The sequence below is a fragment of the Caballeronia sp. NCF2 genome (assembly GCF_023631205.1).
Classification (GTDB): Bacteria; Pseudomonadota; Gammaproteobacteria; order Burkholderiales; family Burkholderiaceae; genus Caballeronia; species Caballeronia zhejiangensis.
In genome coordinates this window covers 1-17,767 of the sequence record NZ_JALQDN010000069.1, presented here as the reverse complement: position 1 = coordinate 17,767, position 17,767 = coordinate 1, and the positions used below count along the sequence as shown (strand labels likewise).

General features: G+C 62.4%; 18 protein-coding genes. 10 read left to right on the top strand and 8 right to left on the bottom strand.

What is annotated here, in order from left to right; genetic code table 11:
- Positions 1–64: 64 nt before the first annotated feature.
- Positions 65–2,059, bottom strand: coding sequence for a protein-L-isoaspartate(D-aspartate) O-methyltransferase (locus NCS02_RS27350; protein WP_250479302.1), 1,995 nt, complete (start codon positions 2,057–2,059; stop codon positions 65–67).
- Between the two features lie 131 nt (positions 2,060–2,190).
- Here NCS02_RS27350 and NCS02_RS27345 point away from each other — a divergent pair, with 131 nt between their 5' ends.
- Positions 2,191–2,397: a hypothetical protein gene (locus tag NCS02_RS27345; RefSeq protein WP_033536882.1), complete on the top strand. Its 207-nt coding sequence runs from the start codon at positions 2,191–2,193 to the stop codon at positions 2,395–2,397.
- A gap of 9 nt (positions 2,398–2,406) precedes the next feature.
- Complete coding sequence (locus NCS02_RS27340; protein WP_250437469.1) at positions 2,407–3,678, top strand: MFS transporter; 1,272 nt, start codon at positions 2,407–2,409, stop codon at positions 3,676–3,678.
- A 217-nt stretch (positions 3,679–3,895) separates the two neighbouring features.
- Here NCS02_RS27340 and NCS02_RS27335 read toward each other — a convergent pair whose 3' ends face one another.
- Together NCS02_RS27335 and NCS02_RS27330 are read right to left on the bottom strand one after the other, a co-directional pair.
- Positions 3,896–4,117 carry a hypothetical protein gene (locus NCS02_RS27335; protein ID WP_008345935.1) on the bottom strand — a complete coding sequence of 74 codons (222 nt, stop codon included), beginning with the start codon at positions 4,115–4,117 and terminating at the stop codon, positions 3,896–3,898.
- A 39-nt stretch (positions 4,118–4,156) separates the two neighbouring features.
- Positions 4,157–4,336 carry a hypothetical protein gene (locus NCS02_RS27330; protein WP_250520152.1) on the bottom strand — a complete coding sequence of 60 codons (180 nt, stop codon included), beginning with the start codon at positions 4,334–4,336 and terminating at the stop codon, positions 4,157–4,159.
- Between the two features lie 139 nt (positions 4,337–4,475).
- Between NCS02_RS27330 and NCS02_RS27325 the strand changes: the two genes are divergently transcribed.
- A complete protein-coding gene (locus NCS02_RS27325) occupies positions 4,476–4,853 on the top strand; it encodes a DUF3022 domain-containing protein (protein ID WP_250520151.1) in 378 nt (125 codons plus the stop codon).
- Between the two features lie 4 nt (positions 4,854–4,857).
- Here NCS02_RS27325 and NCS02_RS27320 read toward each other — a convergent pair whose 3' ends face one another.
- The 3 genes from NCS02_RS27320 to metE all read right to left on the bottom strand — a co-directional run bounded on the left by NCS02_RS27320 (position 4,858) and on the right by metE (position 8,281).
- Positions 4,858–5,154 carry a hypothetical protein gene (locus tag NCS02_RS27320; RefSeq protein ID WP_250523370.1) on the bottom strand — a complete coding sequence of 99 codons (297 nt, stop codon included), beginning with the start codon at positions 5,152–5,154 and terminating at the stop codon, positions 4,858–4,860.
- Positions 5,155–5,273: 119 nt separating this feature from the next.
- The gene (locus tag NCS02_RS27315; RefSeq protein WP_250520150.1) at positions 5,274–5,858 is read right to left on the bottom strand and encodes a glutathione binding-like protein; all 585 of its coding nucleotides are present in this window, start codon (positions 5,856–5,858) and stop codon (positions 5,274–5,276) included.
- A 131-nt stretch (positions 5,859–5,989) separates the two neighbouring features.
- A complete protein-coding gene (gene metE / locus NCS02_RS27310) occupies positions 5,990–8,281 on the bottom strand; it encodes a 5-methyltetrahydropteroyltriglutamate--homocysteine S-methyltransferase (protein ID WP_250520149.1) in 2,292 nt (763 codons plus the stop codon).
- Between the two features lie 114 nt (positions 8,282–8,395).
- Between metE and NCS02_RS27305 the strand changes: the two genes are divergently transcribed.
- On the top strand, positions 8,396–9,304 hold the full coding sequence (locus NCS02_RS27305) for a LysR family transcriptional regulator (RefSeq protein WP_250520148.1): 909 nt from the start codon (positions 8,396–8,398) through the stop codon (positions 9,302–9,304).
- A gap of 3 nt (positions 9,305–9,307) precedes the next feature.
- On the opposite strand, the gene NCS02_RS27300 is transcribed toward NCS02_RS27305, so the two are convergent.
- A complete protein-coding gene (locus NCS02_RS27300; protein ID WP_372492626.1) occupies positions 9,308–11,023 on the bottom strand; it encodes an ATP-binding protein in 1,716 nt (571 codons plus the stop codon).
- On the opposite strand from NCS02_RS27300, the gene NCS02_RS27295 reads away from it, so the two are divergent.
- From NCS02_RS27295 to NCS02_RS27270, 6 genes are all read left to right on the top strand, one after another.
- Positions 10,920–11,264 (top strand): hypothetical protein, encoded by a 345-nt coding sequence (locus tag NCS02_RS27295; RefSeq protein WP_162483417.1) that lies wholly within the window; start codon positions 10,920–10,922, stop codon positions 11,262–11,264. The genes NCS02_RS27300 and NCS02_RS27295 overlap by 104 nt on opposite strands.
- A complete protein-coding gene (locus tag NCS02_RS27290) occupies positions 11,261–11,800 on the top strand; it encodes a DUF4142 domain-containing protein (protein WP_008345928.1) in 540 nt (179 codons plus the stop codon). Before NCS02_RS27295 ends, NCS02_RS27290 begins: the two co-directional genes overlap by 4 nt.
- A gap of 31 nt (positions 11,801–11,831) precedes the next feature.
- The gene (locus NCS02_RS27285; protein ID WP_239295450.1) at positions 11,832–12,215 is read left to right on the top strand and encodes a DUF1801 domain-containing protein; all 384 of its coding nucleotides are present in this window, start codon (positions 11,832–11,834) and stop codon (positions 12,213–12,215) included.
- Between the two features lie 228 nt (positions 12,216–12,443).
- Positions 12,444–14,639 carry a TonB-dependent siderophore receptor gene (locus NCS02_RS27280; protein WP_239295451.1) on the top strand — a complete coding sequence of 732 codons (2,196 nt, stop codon included), beginning with the start codon at positions 12,444–12,446 and terminating at the stop codon, positions 14,637–14,639.
- Between the two features lie 169 nt (positions 14,640–14,808).
- Positions 14,809–15,825 (top strand): ABC transporter substrate-binding protein, encoded by a 1,017-nt coding sequence (locus tag NCS02_RS27275; protein ID WP_008345925.1) that lies wholly within the window; start codon positions 14,809–14,811, stop codon positions 15,823–15,825.
- Positions 15,826–15,863: 38 nt separating this feature from the next.
- A complete protein-coding gene (locus NCS02_RS27270) occupies positions 15,864–16,811 on the top strand; it encodes a TauD/TfdA dioxygenase family protein (RefSeq protein ID WP_250520147.1) in 948 nt (315 codons plus the stop codon).
- Positions 16,812–16,818: 7 nt separating this feature from the next.
- Here the strand turns inward: NCS02_RS27270 and NCS02_RS27265 are convergent, their stop codons facing one another.
- Positions 16,819–17,307 carry a DUF2165 family protein gene (locus tag NCS02_RS27265; RefSeq protein ID WP_250523380.1) on the bottom strand — a complete coding sequence of 163 codons (489 nt, stop codon included), beginning with the start codon at positions 17,305–17,307 and terminating at the stop codon, positions 16,819–16,821.
- Positions 17,308–17,767: the final 460 nt, after the last annotated feature.

The window sequence follows — 17,767 nt, the reverse complement described above, 5'->3', positions numbered from 1 at the left end:
TGACGTGAGCATGTGTAAGCAACGCTTACGTTCCATTACGCGTTCCATTACGCGCAAACGCGCGTCAGACGCCGAACGGAAAGGTTTCTGGCGTCTCGTGCGTGACTTGTGAAGGCTCGATCGCGCTGACCGCGCGCGTCGTATCGAACCACACGAACGCATCGAATTGCGCCGACAGCTCGGCTTGCGCGTAATGGCTGTACAACTCGGTATCGGGCCGATAGACCACGCCGATGAAGCGTTCGAGCCGCTCCTCGCCCAATGCGTCGCGCAGTGCATCGTTCACGCCGGCACGAAGATCGACGAGGCACGGACTCGCGCCCGCAAGATGAAACTGATGCTCGTAACTATCGGCGCGCGATGGCCGCACCTGCATGATCTGCATCGGCTCCTCCCAGTCCGATGCCGCCGCGACCGTGCCCGCGTGCGTGCCGAAGCCGATGAGCGCGGCGTCGTCGCCGAAGCGCTCGCGGCATAGCTGACCGACGTTCAACTCGTCGCGCATGCGGCCCATCTCGGTCGCGGATGCATCACCGAGATGCGAGTTGTGCGCCCATACGACCGCGCGCGCGTCCGGTCCCCATGCATCGAGCAGGCTGTCGAGCGTGTCGAACATGTGCGTGTCGCGCAGATTCCAGCTTTCCGCCGATGCCCCGTACATCGCGCGATAGTACTGCTCCGCCGATGCGACGAGCCGCGCGTTATGCGTCGCGTCGAGCAGTCCGTGATCGCTCGCGGACGTGGCGAGCCTTCTGTCCAGCAGATCGCGCAATTGCGCGACGACGGCTTCCTCGCATGTGCCGAAGCCCGCCTGCCACGCGGCGCGTCCATAGACAGCGGGGTTTTTCTGCCAGGGCGTGAGGCATCCATAGCGCACGCGGGCAATGCGCGCCGCGCCCGGGTCCTGTGCGTCGAGATACGCGAGCACGGCGGCGACGGATTCGGAAAGGCTATACAGGTCGAGTCCATAGAACGCGGCGCGGCGCTCGTCGGGCAACGCGGCGTTGTGCTGCCGCAGCCACGCGACGAACGCGGCGAACTCGGTATTGCGCCACATCCACGTAGGGAAACGCGTGAACGGTCGTGCTTCGGGTCGCGCGCGCGGACGGCCGCGAACGTGCTCGTCGATGATCGCGGCATCGGGCCAGTCCGCTTCCACCGCGACGAAACTGAAGCCGTGCCGTTCGATGAGACGCCGCGTGATGGCGGCGCGCGCTACATAGAACTCGGCGGTGCCGTGGCTCGCTTCGCCGAGCAACACGACGCGCTTGTCCGCGAAACGATCGAACGCATGTGCGAAGTCGGGCGCATCGAGCGCGGGCAGACGCACCGCCGATGCGCGGATCAGATCGGGCAACGTGCGCGCAACGGGCTCCTCGAGCGTGGGTTTGTCCGTGCGAATGTCGGGTTCGTCGCTCCAGCCTTGCGCGCCGATCAACGGCACGAACATCACGCCGCCGAGGTCTTCGTCGCGCCACACATCGTCGTCCGTGCGCGTGTATTTCATCAGACGCTGGGATTCGCGCGCGTCGCCGACGGGCATCACGAGCCGTCCGCCAATCTTGAGTTGCGCGCGCCATGCGTCGGGCACGGATGGACCGCCCGCCGCCGCGATGATCGCGTCGAAGGGCGCGTGCTGCGGCATGCCGAGCGTGCCGTCCGCATGATGCACGCTGACGTTCGTGAGCCCGAGCGCCTTGAGCAAGGCGGCGGCATCGTCGGCGAGTTCTCGATGTCGCTCGATCGTATCGACGCGCGCCGCGATACACGCCGCGATCGCCGCCGCATAACCCGAGCCGGTGCCGATGTCGAGGACATGATCGCCAGGTTGCAGGTCGGCGGCTTCGAGCATCAGCGCGACGATGTACGGTTGCGAGATGGTCTGACCCGCGGCGATCGGCAACGGGCTGTCCTCGTAGGCGAATTCGGCAAGGGCTGGGGGAACGAAGGCATCGCGGGCGATGGCGCTCATGCATTCGAGCACGCGCGCGTTCCTGATGCCGCGCCCCTTCAACTGACGTTCGACCATGCGTTCCCGCGCTTCTTCAAAGGTGTTCATGAACATTTCCCGAAAAAGGTCAGAACGTTGAAACGGCAGCAAGCGACAGTCCCAGTTCGCCACTGCTCGCGAGCACGCGGAATGCGATTTGCTGTGCGTTCGGCACGGCATAAAGGAGACGCATACCTCGGATGACACTCACATCGAACGATGCACGCGAGCATCGCGCCTTGCGCCCCGCGCGCGATGACGGCAGCGATCGTCGATCGACGCCAGCGCCGAAGCAAGCGTTAACGGGCCTCATGCTGCGCGCTAAGATCCATTCGGCATCGAGCGCGGAATACTACGGACTTCGAAGCGAAGGTGTCGTCGAACCTAGCGTGCAGGTCGTGCTCTGAATCCAAAACATGCCAATACACAATGTGAAGCCAACCCGTCCGCTCATCGCCGTGAGCTTCTTCGCGGCGGACGTCCAGGCGGGCGTCGGCCCGTTTCTCGGTATCTATCTGCAAGCGCACGGCTGGACGCCGGACCGCATCGGCACGGTGCTGACCATCGGCGGCATCGTCGGCATGCTCGTGACGACGCCCGCCGGCGCGCTCGTCGATGCCACGCCGCACCGGCGCGCCATCGTCGCGGTCGCGAGCGCGCTGTCCATCGTCGCGGCGATCATCATCTGGATGTGGCAAGGCTTCTGGCCCGTCACACTGTCGCAAGTGGCCACGGCGATCGCAGGCGCGACGATGGGACCCGCGCTCGCGGGCCTCACGCTCGGCATCGTCGGACGGCAGAATTTCGATCGCCAGTTCGGACGCAATCAGGTGGCGAATCACGCGGGCAATATTGCGGCCGCGGCGCTTTCGGGCTGGCTCGGCGCGTGGCTCGGCATGCCGTACATCTTCGCGTTGAGCGCGGCGTTCGGTGCGGGCTGCATCTTCGCGGCGCTGTGGATTCCGCCGCGCTCGGTGCATCGGCATTTCGCGCGCGGCATTGCAAAGGACGACAACGACGATCCCTCCGACACGCGCGCCGATGCCATACAGGTTCTGCTGCGCAACCGCTCGCTGCTCGTGCTGGCGGCCGCGCTCGCGGCGTTCAACCTCGGCAATTCCGCGATGCTGCCGCTCTACAGTCTCGCGGTCGCGTCGGCGCATACTGCCGATCCCAGCCATGTGACGGCCGCCAATATCGTGATCTCGCAGATCGTGATGCTCGTCGCGGCGGCCTATGCGAGCCGCCTGATTCGCCGATGGGGCTTCTGGTGGATCATCCTCGTCACGCTCGCGACGCTGCCGCTGCGCGCGATGACGGCCGCGTGGATCGCGCCTTCATGGGGCATCGTGCCGGTGCAGGTGCTCGATGGCATCGGCGCGGGCTTGCAGACCGTCGCGGTGCCCGCGCTCGTCGTGCATCTGCTGCACGGAAGCGGACGAGTGAATCTGGGGCAGGGCGCGGTGCTTGGCGTCCAGGCGGCGGGCGCGTGCCTGAGCCCGATGCTCGGCGGCTGGATCGCGCATCACTATGGTTATCCGGCGGCGTTCATCACGCTTGGAAGTTTGTCTGTCGTCGCGTTCGCGATCTGGATCGGCTTTGGGCAGCGCGTGCGCGATGCATGCGATACGCGGCGCGAAGAACTCGGCAAGCTCGCCGATCTGGATTCATCGACGTTGTTGCCATGACAAGGGCCGCGGCATGGGGAATGCGGAAGTTCATCTGACCGACAAACCGGAGATGAGGATGAACTCACCGCGCTTTCCCGCAGACGCCGACCAACGCATGCAAATCCCGCCGCCCGACGTCGATCCCGATCCTTCCGTACCGGATGACGATCCCGTGCCGCCCGATGGCGCGCCGCATCCCATCGGCGATCCGCCGAATCAAAGACCGCCGGAGCGCTTAGGCCCCGGCCTCGTCGCCGGGGGGTAGTGCGTCGGCCTTGGCGTTCGCGTGCGTCGTGGCCGCTTCCCTCGCGGCGTCCGCGCTTTCCAACGGCCGATCGCGCATTTCGGTGAAGCCGTCCGCATCGATCGTGTAGGACCAGGTGCATTGACCCGTTGGATCGTGATCGATCGTGATCTCGACGCGATGTCCGTTGCGAACGTAAGTCTCGGTAGACATGATGTGATCCCTCGTTGAATGACCTGCGCGATGCATCGGCTACGTTGCGTTGGAATTGGGCGGAACGGGATTCTTTTCCTGCGTCGACGGCAATTCGTTTTCCGATGCGTCGTGCGTGCGCTTTTCGCGTTCGTCGAGTTGATGCTGCATCGTGTCTTCGCCTACGGGTTCGTCCATATCGTCGGCGGTGGCATGCGGCACGGGCTTGTCTGGCGTCATGATGTGCCTCCCGGAATCGTGATGCGGCACGCGGCGCGCGCCTTCGTATCGGGCGCAGCAAGCAACGGACCCGTTCGCGTTACAGACAGGAGCGCGGCTTGCTGGGCGATTATCGAACAGGCATCCAGGAGAGCGAGGAATGAAATACACCGATCAGGATCAGCGCGTGGAGGAATTGCAGGTGGCGTTGTCGCGTGCGTTCGATGCGCGGAAGACGCCGTTCGTAGGCGTGGTGGACGAAGGCGACGACATCGTCATCAACGTATCGTGGGCCATCGAGACGGGCCGCGACACGACGCTCGATGCGCGTTGCAGCGTCGTGTTGCGCATCGCGGCGCGTCAGTTCGAGCGATATGGCGCGATGGATACCGCGCAGCGCCTCATCGTGCAGGATCGCGTGATCGCGCACGTGCGGTGTGCGTTCGACCAGTCGCGCTCGGGTCAGGCGAACGCGAACGAATGCTCGCTCGAACTTCGCGCCGCCGACGACTGGTTCGACACACCCGACACGCCCTGACGCATTACCAGCCTTGCGCGCCGCCGCCGGTCGTCGACGGGCTCGTTTGGCCGTTCGTGCCGCCGCTGCCGTTCAGACGCGGCTGCATGCCGCCCGATCCTTGGCGTGTGCCCGCACCCGCGCCGCTCGTTCCATTCGATGAGCCGCCCACGCCGGACGGCCCCGTCGACGGCGCGCTGCTGTGGCCGGAGTTCGGCGTGATGCCGGCCGCATCCTGCGCGTTCTTCGCGCTCGACGGTCCGTGGCTTGCGCCCGGCTGCGTCTGATCGGCTGCGGCGAATGCGCCGCCCGAGAGCGCCATCAGTAAAGCCGAAACGCGATGGTTCTGTTCGCTTGCATGACCTGCCTCCGTCAGTCGATGTTGGTACGAAGCATGGCGCAAGGCGCGTTCCGGGCTTTGCGGCCAGCAACGCGTTTCCCTCATTCAAGCCCTTCGTGCTCGAACGCAAGTTTCACTGCGGGGCGCTCGCGCATGCGCTTGTAGAACGCCCGGAGCTCGGCGGGCATATCGACGCCCATTTTCTGCGCCCACGTCAGCATCGTGAAGAGATAGGCATCCGCGACGCTTACATCGTTGCCGAAGAGATAATCGCCGCGCTTCGTCTTCGCGACATACGCAAAGCGCTGGCCGATTTTCTCGCGCGCCGCCGACGCTTCCGCATCGGATGTCGGCCGGAACACGCGTCCGAACTGCTTGTGGATCTCGGTCGAAATGAACGCAAGCATTTCCAGCAGACGCAGATGGCCGTCGTCGCCGGAAGGCGCGAGCGATGGCGCTTTTTGCGCGACCCACGAAAGAATCGCGACGTTTTCGGTGAGACGCTTGCCATCGTCGAACTCGACGACGGGCACATAACTCTTCGGGTTGATTTCGCCGAAGGGCGTGCCGTCTTCCGTCACCTTGGTCTTCAGATCGACCTTCACGCGGTCGAAGGTCAGGCCGGCTTCGTGCATCGCGATGTGATCGGCGAGACTGCATGCGCCGAGCGCGTAATAGAGTTTCATGATGCGCGTCTCCTTTGGACGAGGATATGTGTATTCGGCGAGCAAGGGCCATGCCGCAATGCCGCCATGCGGACGTCGCGCTATATCGTACGAAGCTCGCAGGCCGCAACATGCTGACCGTAGGAAGCGATTTAGGCCGATGCACGCAGCGTATGCGCGGCCGCGACCATGTTGCGCAGCGCGGGAATCACTTCGTCCCATTGACGCGTCTTGAGTCCGCAGTCAGGATTCACCCACAGACGCTCGCGCGGAATCCGCTCCGCTGCCTTCGTCATCAACGCGACGATTTGCGCTTCGCTCGGGATATTCGGCGAGTGGATGTCGTACACGCCCGGCCCGATCTGATTCGGATACTTGAAATGGTCGAAGGCTTCGAGCAGTTCCATGTCGGAGCGCGACGTTTCGATGGTGATGACATCGGCATCCATATCGGCGATCGATGCGATGATGTCGTTGAACTCCGAATAGCACATGTGCGTGTGTATCTGCGTTTCGTCGCGCACGCCGTTCGCGGCGATGCGAAACGCTTCCACCGCCCAGCGCAGATAGCCATCCCATTGCGCGCGGCGCAGCGGCAGGCCTTCGCGCAACGCGGCCTCATCGATCTGGATCACGCGAACGCCGGCCTCCTCCAGATCGAGCACTTCAGCGCGGATCGCGAGCGCGAGTTGCCGGCACGATTCGGAACGCGGTTGATCGTCGCGCACGAACGACCAGTTCAGGATCGTGACCGGACCGGTCAGCATGCCTTTCATCGGCTTCTGGGTTTGCGCTTGCGCATAGCGGGTCCATTCGACGGTCATCGGCTTCGGACGGCTGATATCGCCGAACAGAATCGGCGGCTTCACGCAGCGCGATCCATACGACTGCACCCAGCCGAACTCGCTGAACGCATAGCCGTCGAGCCGCTCGCCGAAGTACTCGACCATGTCGTTGCGCTCGGCTTCGCCGTGCACGAGCACGTCGAGCCCGAGCGCCTCCTGTTCCTTCACGGCGCGCGTGATTTCGCGTTCCATCGCGGCGCGATAGGTGGCTGTATCGAGCTGTCCGCTCCTGAACTGACGACGCGCATGACGGATTTCGTTCGTTTGCGGAAACGAGCCGATGGTCGTCGTCGGATAGGCGGGCAGCGCGAGCATCGCGGCCTGCTTCTGCGCGCGCGTTTCGTATGCGCTCGCGCGCTGGCCGAGCGTCGCGTCGATCTTTGTGAGCGCTTCTTTCACCGCCGGGTTATGCACGCGCGATGATGCGCGGCGGCTCGCGATCGCGGCCGCGTTGCACGCGAGCGCATCGGCGACGCTGGCGCGACCGTCGTTCAAGGCGCGTGCGAGCACATCGAGTTCATCGAGCTTTTGTAGCGCGAATGCGAGCCACGATCTGATTTCGGCATCGAGCTTCATTTCGCTCGCAAGATCGACGGGCGTATGCAACAGCGAGCACGATGGCGCGATCCACAGCCTGTCGCCGAGCGATGCATGCAGCGGTTCGAGCCAGTCGAGCGTGGCGTTCAGATCGGTTTTCCAGATGTTGCGGCCATTGATCGCGCCGACCGATAGCACCGACGAATCCGGCAACAGCTTTGCAGCGGCGCCGACGTCATCGCGCGCGTTGATCGCATCGATATGCAGGCCGTCGATCGGCAGCTTGCACGCGAGATCGAGATTCTCCTGCAACTGGCCGAAGTAGGTCGCAAGCAGAAGGCGCACGCGTCGTTGTGAGAGCGCATCGTAAGCGGTGACGAAAGCGTCGCGCCATTGCGTATCGAGTTCGGTGACGAGCGCGGGTTCATCGATCTGCACCCATTCGATACCGAGCGCCGCGAAGTGATCGAGCAGCGCCGCATAGACGGGCAACAGGCGCGGGAGAAGCGCGAGCTTGTCGGAGTCGTCCTTCGCCTTGCCGAGCCAGAGATACGTCACCGGCCCGATGATGACGGGCTTCGCGTTCACGCCGAGCGCGCGCGCTTCGCCGAGCTGCTCGACGAGACGCGACGTATCGAGCGTGAACTGCGTCGCCGCATCGAACTCGGGGACGATGTAGTGATAGTTGGTATCGAACCATTTCGTCATCTCACCCGCAGCCACGCCCTCGCTGCACGCTGCATGTTCCTCAGCGCTTTCGGAAGAGCGTCCGCGAGCGACGCGGAAGGCGTTGTCGAGCGCATCGCCGTGAAAGCCGCGCACGCGTTCGGGCAGATTGCCGAGCGTGAAGCTCATGTCGAGCACCTGATCGTAGAACGCGAAATCGCCGGCCGGCACGAGATCGAGACGCGACTGATGCTTCCAGTGGCGCTCGCGCAAGTGAGCGCCGACCGCCTTCAACTCGTCGCGCGATGACTTTTTTTTCCAGTACTTTTCGAGCGCGAACTTCAGCTCGCGGTTTGCGCCGATGCGCGGGAAACCGAGGTTGTGTGTCGTGGCCATCGTTGCGTGTTCTCGTCGGAAAGAGAGTGAATGGCGACGATGATAGAATTTCCCATGCATGAATAAAAATGGTTTAATTTCATGCATCGATTAAATTCGTTCATGGAGACGCCTATGCTCGAACGCGCGCATCTGATGGTCGTGCGAGAAGTCGAGCGCCAAGGCTCGCTGACCGCCGCCGCCGCCGTGCTCAACCTCACGCAATCCGCGCTGAGCCATACGGTGAAGAAGCTGGAGCAGCAGTTGGGCACGGCGGTGTGGACGCGCGAAGGGCGCAGCATGCGGCTCACGCAGGCGGGCCAGTATCTGCTTGGCCTCGCCAATCGCATGCTGCCGCAGTTCGAACTCGCCGAAGCGCGCGTGAGGCAATATGCCGAAGGCGAGCGCGGCACCTTGCGCATCGGCATGGAGTGTCATCCGTGCTATCAGTGGCTGCTCAAGGTCGTGTCGCCGTATCTCGCGCGCTGGCCCGATGTCGATGTAGACGTGAAGCAGCGCTTTCAGTTCGGCGGCATCGGCGCGCTGTTCGGTTACGACATCGACGTGCTCGTGACACCCGATCCGCTGAAGAAACCGGGCTTGCGCTTCACGCCCGTCTTCGATTACGAGCAGGTGCTCGTCGTTCCCGAAGCGCACACGCTCGCCGATGCCGCTCATGTCACGCCGGAGCAGGTCGCGCAGGAAGTGCTGATCACGTATCCGGTCGAAACCGATCGCCTCGATATCTACACCCAGTTCCTCACGCCCGCGAATGTCGTGCCGAGAAGGCACAAGACGATCGAGACGACCGACATCATGATGCAGATGGTCGCGAGTGCGCGTGGCGTCGCGGCGCTGCCACGCTGGCTCGCGGAAGAATACGCGGACCGCATGCCGCTCGCCGTGCTCAAGCTAGGGAGGAAGGGCATTGCGAAGAAGATTTATCTCGGCACGCGCGAAGCCGATGTCAGCGTCGAATATCTCGCGGCGTTCATCGCGCTTGCGAAGAAGGCCGACTGGGCGAAGGCGCGCGTGTCGCGTTGACGTTCAGCGCCGCGCATCGAGCGCATGGCGGATCGTGCGTGCGAGGTCATCGAACGTGAAGGGCTTTTTCAGCAGCACGACGCCTTTGTCGAGCCGCCCTTCGTGAAAGATGATGTCGCGCGTATAGCCCGATGCGAACACCACGGTCGCGTTATACGGCGGCGCGCTCGCGATCTTCGCGAGCTCGTTCGCGCGCAGCGTGCCGGGCATCACGACATCGCTGAAAAGAAGATCGACGTGGCCATGCTTCTGCAGGACGGCAAGCGCCGATTCCGCGCTCGGCGCCGACAGCACCTTGTAGCCGAGCTGCGCAACCATGTCGATGGTCGCGAGGCGCACGTCGGCATCGTCCTCGACGACGAGCACCACTTCGCCGCCGCTCGATGCACGCGGGCGCGCGCCGTGCGCATTCGTCGATTCGACTTGCGTGCAGCGTGGGAAGTACAACGCGACGGATGTGCCTTCGCCCACCTGCGTTTCGACATCCACGCAGCCCGCGCTTTGCGACACGAAGCCGAACACCATGCTCAGGCCGAGACCGGTGCCTTGGCCTTCGGCTTTCGTCGAATAGAAAGGCTCGAACATGCGTGCTTTTACGCTGTCGGGCATGCCATCGCCGTCGTCGGTAACAACGAGCTTCACGTAATCGCCCGCGGGCAACGCGAGACCGGTCGTCATCTGATCGCCGAGAGTCGCGTTCGAGACTTCGAGCTGAATGTTGCCGCCTTCATGAATCGCGTCCCGCGAATTGATGACGAGATTGAGCAGCGCGTTTTCCAGTTGATGGCGATCGACGAAGAGATTCCAGGCATCGCACGATACCGTGGTCTTCAGCTTGATCGATTCGGGCAGCGCGCGTTGCAGGAACTCGCACATGTCCGCGACGAGCTTCGCCGGATCGACGACGGCGGGATTGAGCGGCTGACGTCGCGCGAAGGCGAGCATCTGCGAGGCGAGCTTGCCGCCGCGCGCGACGGCTTCGCTCATCACGCGCAGCCTGCGTGTGAGATCGGGTTTGTCGCGCGTCGCGAGTTCGATCAACTGCAGGTTCGCGGAGATGATCTGCAAGACGTTGTTGAAGTCGTGCGCGACGCCGCCCGTCAGATTGCCGATGGCTTCCAGCTTCTGCACCTGACGAAACCGCTCCTCGGCCTCGACGCGCGCCGTGACCGCTTCCGCGACGCGTTCTTCCAGCGTCTGCATGAGCTTGAGCAGCTTGTCTTCGGCAAGCACCTTGCGAGTCGTTTCGACGACGACGGCAATCACGCCTGCCGGATGACCGTCGTCTTCTGCGACAGGACTGTAGTGCAGATCCATCCACACGTCTTCGGGCCGGCCATTGCGATGCAGCGTGAGACGCTTGTCGGCGTAGGACAGCGTTGCGCCGGACAAACAGGTGTCCACGACATTGCGATTGAACGCGGCGATCTCGGGCCAGCCGTCTTCGACAGGCTTGCCGAGCAGAAACGGATGACGTCCACCGGCGAAGCCCGCATAGGCGTCGTTGTAGATCATCGTGCCGCGCCGGCCCCAGAGCATGACGAGCGGCACAGGCGAAGCAAGCAGAAGTTGCACGGCTGCCCGCAGACTCTTCGACCATCGATCGATCGGGCCCATGGCCGTGTCCGACCAGTCGAAGCTGGCGATGCGCGAAGCCATCTCGCCGCGCCAGCCTTCACAGTCGAAGGATTGCTCGGGCCAAACCGTTTCGGCGTTCATAGAGTTGAAGGGAAAGTTGATGTGCCGCCGTCTTCGTAAAAAGCGGCAGGAGCTTGGTTTGGATCAAAGGCTACATCTTAGTCCACGCATCGGCCTGCACTCCATACTGGACGCTGCTTTGCGAGGAGTGGGCGACCTGAAGGCTCGCATATCGAACACGAAAGGCCACCGTTTCGGACAGGTGAAGCACATGTTTCAAGGTAAAGTCATCGCCGTCGACATGATCGGGAGGCGCGCATGAACGGCAAGCGCATCGTCGCGGCGTTGCTCGTGTTGCTCTTTTGGACGGCTCGTGTGTACGCGCAAGAGCCTTCGCTTACGGATGAACAGATGCTCGGCGTCGTCTTCGTCGCGAATCAGGCCGAGATCGCGGCGGCCAATCTCGCGTTGCGCAAGACGCGCTCCAACAGCCTGCAGGTCTACGCGAAACGGATCGTGTCGGAACACGCGCAGGTCAATCAGGAGATCATGACGCTGACGCAGCGCTTCGGCACGGAGCCGCAACGCAGCGCGACGAGCGACGCATTGACGAAGCAAAGCAACAGCGAGATCGCCGAGCTCGATGAAACCAGCACCTACGATTTCGACGAAGCGTATCTCGAACACGAGATCGTCTCGTTGCAGAAGCTGGTGCGTACCGTCGAAGGCTATATCCGCACGGCGCGCAGCGCGGACGCGCGAACCTTGCTGATCCGCTCGCGTCCTTCATTCATCTTTCATCTCGATCAGGCGCAAAGGCTGCAAATCACCATAGGCAGTCCGGGCCTCATCCGCTGATGTCGCTCACGAATAAAAACAGGAGAAATGCATGAATGCATCGGAACGTATCGACGAACTGATCGCGGGCATCGCGGATTGGCGCGGCGAGACCTTCGCCAATGTGCGCAAGATCATCCTCGCGGCGGACGAAGGGATCGTCGAGGAGTGGAAGTACATGGGCAGCCCGGTCTGGTATCGCGACGGCATGATCGCGGTGGGCAACGCGCACAAGGACAAAGTGAAGCTCACCTTCGCGCACGGGGCGAGCCTGCCGGACCCCGACAAGCTCTTCAACGCGAGCCTCGAAGGCAATGCGCGGCGTGCCATCGATTTTTTCGAAGGCGACAAGATCGATGCACACGCGCTTAAGAATCTCGTGCGCGCGGCGATCTCGTTGAATCAGACGAAAGCGAAGAAGAAAGCGGCTCGTTGACCTGCGCGCGTCCATGCGCCGATGAAGGCGGCGATGTCGGCCGCATCCGCATTAACGAATCCAGTCCAGGCCATGCGTGCCTGGCGCGGCTCGGGCAGATCGAGAGTGTCGTTTTTGGACTAAAGATTTCCAATCGATTCTTTACAAAGACAAAACATCTTGTCACAATGCGGACGCAAATAATAACGATTCGCATTCACACGCAATGGACCTCCAAAAGAAATGAGCATGAAGACAGGAACGACGAGCCCGGTCGCGATGCGGCCTTTGAAACTGGCCGCCTTGCTGCTGTTCGCGGCAGCGCCGCTCGCCCACGCACAGTCCGCGGATGCGCCGTCGGGTGCATCGGCGGCTGCGGCGTCGAACGCGCCGGCCGAAAGCACGCTGCCCGCGGTGAAGGTCACGGCGCAGAACGTCGATGAACCGTATGGTCCGACGAAAGGCTACGTCGCGAAAGAATCGACGGCGCTCAAGACGGGCACGTCGCTCCTCGAGACGCCGCAGTCCGTCTCGGTCGTCACGCGCGAGCAGATGGATCAGCAGAACGCGCAGACGCTCAATGCGGCCGTGCGCTATGTGTCGGGTGTGACGCCCGAAACGCGCGGCGGCATCGCGACGCGTTACGACATGCTCAAAGTGCGCGGCTTCGACGCCGACAAGTACTGGAACGGTCTCAAGCTGCTCGACAACGGCTGGTACGCGGTGCCGCAGATCGATCCGTATTTGATGGAGCGCGTCGAAGTGCTGAAGGGCCCGGTCTCGGTGCTGTACGGTCAGGCGGCGGCGGGCGGCCTGCTGGATCAGGAAAGCAAGATGCCGACGGTCGTGCCGCTGCATGAAGTGGGCATCGAGTTCGGCAACTACGCGCACAAGTCGGCCAAGTTCGATTTCTCCGGGCCGATCGCGGGCGACGATCGCTATCTGTACCGCATCACCGGCATCGCGCGTTCGGAAGACGGGCAAGTGCAATCGACGTACAACAAGCGCATCGCGATCGCGCCGTCGTTCACGTGGCGTCCGGACAACAAGACTTCGCTCACGCTGTACGGCCTCTATCAGCACGATCCGGACAGCACGTCCTACGGCAGCGTGCCGCCGCAAGGCACGGTGCTCTACAACCCGAACGGCAAGCTGCCGAGCGACTTCTACGACGGCGATCACAACTTCGAGAGCTTCAATCGCGTGCAGGAATCGATCGGCTACAAGTTCGACCGCAAGCTCAACAACGCGTGGTCGTTCCGCTCGAACGGACGTCTGCTGCATCTCGCGCAGGACTACAAGAGCGTCTATGCGAGCGCGCTCGAAGACGACTTGCGCACGCTCGATCGCGGCACGGCTGCATCGAAGGACAACCTGAACACGATTCAGCTCGACAATCAGCTCGAAGGCAACGTCTCGACCGGCCCGATCGACCATACACTGCTGTTCGGCTTCGATTACCAGCACTATGCGAGCAACTTCGATGCGGGCTTCGGCACCGCGCCGTCGCTCGACATGTTCGCGCCGAACTACAACCAGGCGATCACGCCGCCGGACCGCTATCACCAGATCCTGAGCGGCACACAATACGGCGTGTATGCGCAGGATCAGGCGCGCTGGGGCAACGTGATTCTCACGCTCGGCGGACGCGAGGACTGGGCGAGCAGCGATTCGAACAACACGACGTACGGCGTCGTGTCGCATCAGTTCGATCGCGCGTTCACGGGTCGCGCGGGCCTCACGTATGTGTTCGATAACGGCATCGCGCCGTATGTCAGCTACACCGAATCGTTCACGCCGCAAGCGGGCACGGACATCAACGGTCAGCAGTTTTCGCCGGAGAAGGGACGTCAGTATGAAGTCGGCGTGAAGTTCCAGCCGAAGGGCTACAACGCGTTCTTCTCGGCCGCGCTGTTCGACCTGACGCGCAAGAATCTGCTGACGGTCAATGCGGACAACCCGAACTTCCAGTCGGCGGTCGGCGAAGCGCGCTCGCTCGGCGTCGAACTCGAAGCGAAGGCGAGCCTCACGGATTCGTTGAACGTCACGGCGAGCTACACGTATCTCAGCACGAAGTACACGAAGGACAACAGCGGTCTCGAAGGCAAGTTCCTGCCCGCGATTCCGCAGAATCAGGCTTCGTTGTGGGCGTATTACACGGTCAATCGCGGACCGCTCGCCGGTCTCTCGATGGGCGCGGGCGGACGCTACACCGGCACGACGTATAGCAGCGACAACAGCTTCAAGGTGTCGAGCTTCTTCCTCGTCGATGCCACGCTGAACTACGATCTCGGCCGCGCCATGCCGCAGTTCAAGGGCGTCGAGCTGTATGTGAACGCGCAGAACCTGTTCAACAAGGAATACGTCGCGTCGTGCTACTACGGCAGCTGGTGTGCGTTCGGTTACGGACGTCAGGTGTTCGCCGGCATGAACTATCACTGGTAAGCATGTTGCACCGCACTGCGTCTTTCGAACGGCGCAGTGCATCGAATCGTCGTGAGCGCCGCCCTGGCGCTTATCGCGAACGAAGCTATCCGTATCGGGATTTCTTCGTTCGCGTGTGAGGAAGCGGCTAGTACATTGATCGCTCGCCGCTCATCCACGATATCCCCGCATGATCCCGACGACTTCATTGCATCGCCTCTTCGCCATGCTCGCGTTGATGGCGGCATGTGCTTTACCGATGCATCGCGCGCACGCCGAAGGCAAGGTGAAGATCGTCGATCAATATGGCATCGGCTCGTTGCTGCTCAAGGTCGCGAAGGACCAGAAGCTCATCGAGAAGGCCGGCGCGCGCGCGGGCCTCGATATCGACGTGCAGTGGAACACGCTTTCCGGCGGCGCGGCCGTGAACGAAGCGCTGCTCTCGGGCGCGGCGGATATCGCGACTATCGGCATCGGGCCGTTGATGACGATCTGGGATCGCACGCGCGGGCATCAGGATTTTCGGGCCATTGCGGCGCAAAGCGCGGTGCCGGTGTATCTCGTGACGAACGATCCGCGCATTCGCAGCATCAGGGATATTGGCGAGAAGGATCGCATCGCGGTGGTGTCCGTCGCAGTGTCGCAGCAGGGACGTCTGCTGCAAATGGCGTCGGCCAGGGCGTTCGGCGATGCCGAGTATGCGCGGCTCGACCGTTTCGAAGTCAACATGCCGCACGCCGATGCGACGACCGCGATGTTATCGGGCAACTCGGTCGTCAATCTGCATTTCTCCAACGCGCCCTATCAGTATCAGGAACTCGAAGATCCGAAGATCCACAAGGTCACGAGTTCCACCGAAATCCTCGGCGGACCGTCGACGGGCAGTGTTGTCGTGACTTCCGACAAATGGCGCAAGGACAATCCGAAGACCTACGCCGCCGTGCGCGCGGCGCTCGACGATGCGGCGAAGCTCGTCGAGAAGGACAAGGCTCAAGCGGCGGCCATCTATATTCGTCAGGACGGGTCGAAGCTCTCGCCTGCGTTCGTCGAGCGCATTCTCAGCGACAAGGAAGCGAGCTTCGCGACGACGCCGCAAAACACGCTCCAACTGGGCACGTTCCTGCATAAGGTCGGCGTGATTCGTCACGAGCCGAAATCATGGCGCGACTATTTCTTCGCTGACGATTCGAGCGCGCAAGGCAGTTGACACGTCTTTCATTTATCCATTATCGAAAGGAATCCGAAATGAATGCAGTGGCCATCGGGAATGAAACGGAAGTGACTGTCAGCCCGCTGTCGGCGCATATCGGCGCGGAGATCGGCGGCGTCGACCTTACGCGTCCCTTGTCTTCCGCACAGGTCGAAGCAATTCGCGCCGCGTTGCTCAAATGGCGCGTGGTCTTCTTCCGCGAGCAGTTCCTGAGTCACGAACAACACATCGCGTTCTCGGCGCACTTCGGCGAGCTCACGGTGGGGCATCCGGTGTTCGGCCACGTCGACGGGCATCCGGAGATTTACTCGATTTCGAAGTTTCGCAAGGCCACGCGCTTCGAAGGGCAATCGGTGCTGCGTCCGTGGACGGGCTGGCATACGGATGTGACTGCCGCGGTGAATCCGCCGTTCGCATCGATCCTGCGCGGCGTCACGATTCCGCCCTATGGCGGCGATACGCAATGGACCAATCTCGTGATCGCATACGAGAAGCTGTCGGCGCCGCTGCGCGCGTTCGTCGATGGTCTGCGCGGCGTGCATCGTTTCGCGCCGCCGCAAGGCGCAAGCGGCACCGATGCGTTCACGAAGGCCGTGACGGATCACACGCTCGTCGCCGAGCATCCGTTGGTGCGCGTGCATCCGGAGACCGGCGAACGCGCGCTGTATGTCAGTCCGGGTTTTCTCAAGCACATCGCGGGGCTCGCGCCGCGCGAAAGTCAGGTGTTGCTCGAACTGCTATGGGAGCATGTGACGCGGCCGGAATTCACGGTGAGATTCAAGTGGGAGCCGGGCAGCATCGCGTTCTGGGACAACCGCACGACCGCGCATCTCGCGCCGACGGATATCTTCGATCTCGACTTCGATCGCCAGTTGTATCGCACGACGCTCGTCGGCGATGTGCCCGTGGGGCCGGACGGGCAGGAGTCGGTGGCGATCGAAGGCACGCCCGTTGGCGCGGCGGCTGCGGTCGCGTTGAACTGATCGGCGTTCAACCTGATTCGCTACGCGTCACGAAGATCAATATCAGAAGAAACGTGATGAAGAAGCGAAACGCGCTTTCGGTGCCGTTCCATTGCTGCGATTGCCACATGCCGAACCATTCGCCGCCGATCGACATGAAGCAGACTTGCCAGGTGAGATAGCCGAGCGTGAGGCCCGCGATCGCCCAGCGTTTGGCTCGCGCGAAGGCCGCGCTCTCCTGGCGCAGTGCGCGGGCCATCGCGATGACGCCTGTCCAGAAAAGAAGCGCGGTGAGCGTTTCGAGAAAAATGATCGCGTCATAGCCGAGATGCTGAAGCACCGGCGACGTGATCGCGCGATACATGTTCGCGTTGCCGGGAAACGTCGTGTCCATTCGCATGACGTGCTCGACGAACTGCAGGTTGCTGCCGTAGTCCGTCAGATTGCCAAAGCTGACGAGCGACGCGAGCAGGGCCATCGAAGCCACGACGAGAAGTTTCGCGAGGCGTTCGGTCATCTTCATCTTCATTCTCCAGCAGCGTTGGGAACGTGATTGTGCGAGAGAAGAATGAGATGAGCTTGATTTCTCGCTGCAACTAACTGTCTCGTTGCGCCAGCGCCTTTCTGCACGAAACGATCGTCGGATGAATGTACGACGCCGACCCGTATAATCGCGGCCTCGCACACGTTTGCGCGTCCATTGCGGCACGCGCGACGACTCGTTTATCAACATCCCGAACCCCTGTCTCAGACAGGCCGAAGCAAGAAAGGAACGCCCAAGCGTGGAAAGTCTCTTCCAATCCGTGAATGCATTGTTTGCCTGCATTGCGCCTGTCTCGGATTTCTTGTGGGATTTCCCCACGAATTTCAAGGCTTATTCACAAATCCCCGTGCTCGGGCTAATGCCGTTCAGTTAGCGCTGAACGGCATTTTTGTTTGTGGAGCGAGAAGTGGTTGTAAACGGAGCGCCGGGCTGT

Coding starts and splice junctions, on each gene's coding strand:
- NCS02_RS27350 (WP_250479302.1), bottom strand. CDS start 2,059: ATGAACACCTTTGAAGAAGCGCGGGAACGCATGGTCGAACGTCAGTTG.
- NCS02_RS27340 (WP_250437469.1), top strand. CDS start 2,407: ATGCCAATACACAATGTGAAGCCAACCCGTCCGCTCATCGCCGTGAGC.
- NCS02_RS27270 (WP_250520147.1), top strand. CDS start 15,864: ATGAATGCAGTGGCCATCGGGAATGAAACGGAAGTGACTGTCAGCCCG.
- NCS02_RS27335 (WP_008345935.1), bottom strand. CDS start 4,117: ATGTCTACCGAGACTTACGTTCGCAACGGACATCGCGTCGAGATCACG.
- NCS02_RS27325 (WP_250520151.1), top strand. CDS start 4,476: ATGAAATACACCGATCAGGATCAGCGCGTGGAGGAATTGCAGGTGGCG.
- NCS02_RS27320 (WP_250523370.1), bottom strand. CDS start 5,154: ATGGCGCTCTCGGGCGGCGCATTCGCCGCAGCCGATCAGACGCAGCCG.
- NCS02_RS27330 (WP_250520152.1), bottom strand. CDS start 4,336: ATGACGCCAGACAAGCCCGTGCCGCATGCCACCGCCGACGATATGGAC.
- NCS02_RS27285 (WP_239295450.1), top strand. CDS start 11,832: ATGAATGCATCGGAACGTATCGACGAACTGATCGCGGGCATCGCGGAT.
- NCS02_RS27315 (WP_250520150.1), bottom strand. CDS start 5,858: ATGAAACTCTATTACGCGCTCGGCGCATGCAGTCTCGCCGATCACATC.
- NCS02_RS27275 (WP_008345925.1), top strand. CDS start 14,809: ATGATCCCGACGACTTCATTGCATCGCCTCTTCGCCATGCTCGCGTTG.
- NCS02_RS27345 (WP_033536882.1), top strand. CDS start 2,191: ATGACACTCACATCGAACGATGCACGCGAGCATCGCGCCTTGCGCCCC.
- metE (WP_250520149.1), bottom strand. CDS start 8,281: ATGGCCACGACACACAACCTCGGTTTCCCGCGCATCGGCGCAAACCGC.
- NCS02_RS27290 (WP_008345928.1), top strand. CDS start 11,261: ATGAACGGCAAGCGCATCGTCGCGGCGTTGCTCGTGTTGCTCTTTTGG.
- NCS02_RS27300 (WP_372492626.1), bottom strand. CDS start 11,023: ATGAACGCCGAAACGGTTTGGCCCGAGCAATCCTTCGACTGTGAAGGC.
- NCS02_RS27280 (WP_239295451.1), top strand. CDS start 12,444: ATGAAGACAGGAACGACGAGCCCGGTCGCGATGCGGCCTTTGAAACTG.
- NCS02_RS27265 (WP_250523380.1), bottom strand. CDS start 17,307: ATGACCGAACGCCTCGCGAAACTTCTCGTCGTGGCTTCGATGGCCCTG.
- NCS02_RS27305 (WP_250520148.1), top strand. CDS start 8,396: ATGCTCGAACGCGCGCATCTGATGGTCGTGCGAGAAGTCGAGCGCCAA.
- NCS02_RS27295 (WP_162483417.1), top strand. CDS start 10,920: ATGGCCGTGTCCGACCAGTCGAAGCTGGCGATGCGCGAAGCCATCTCG.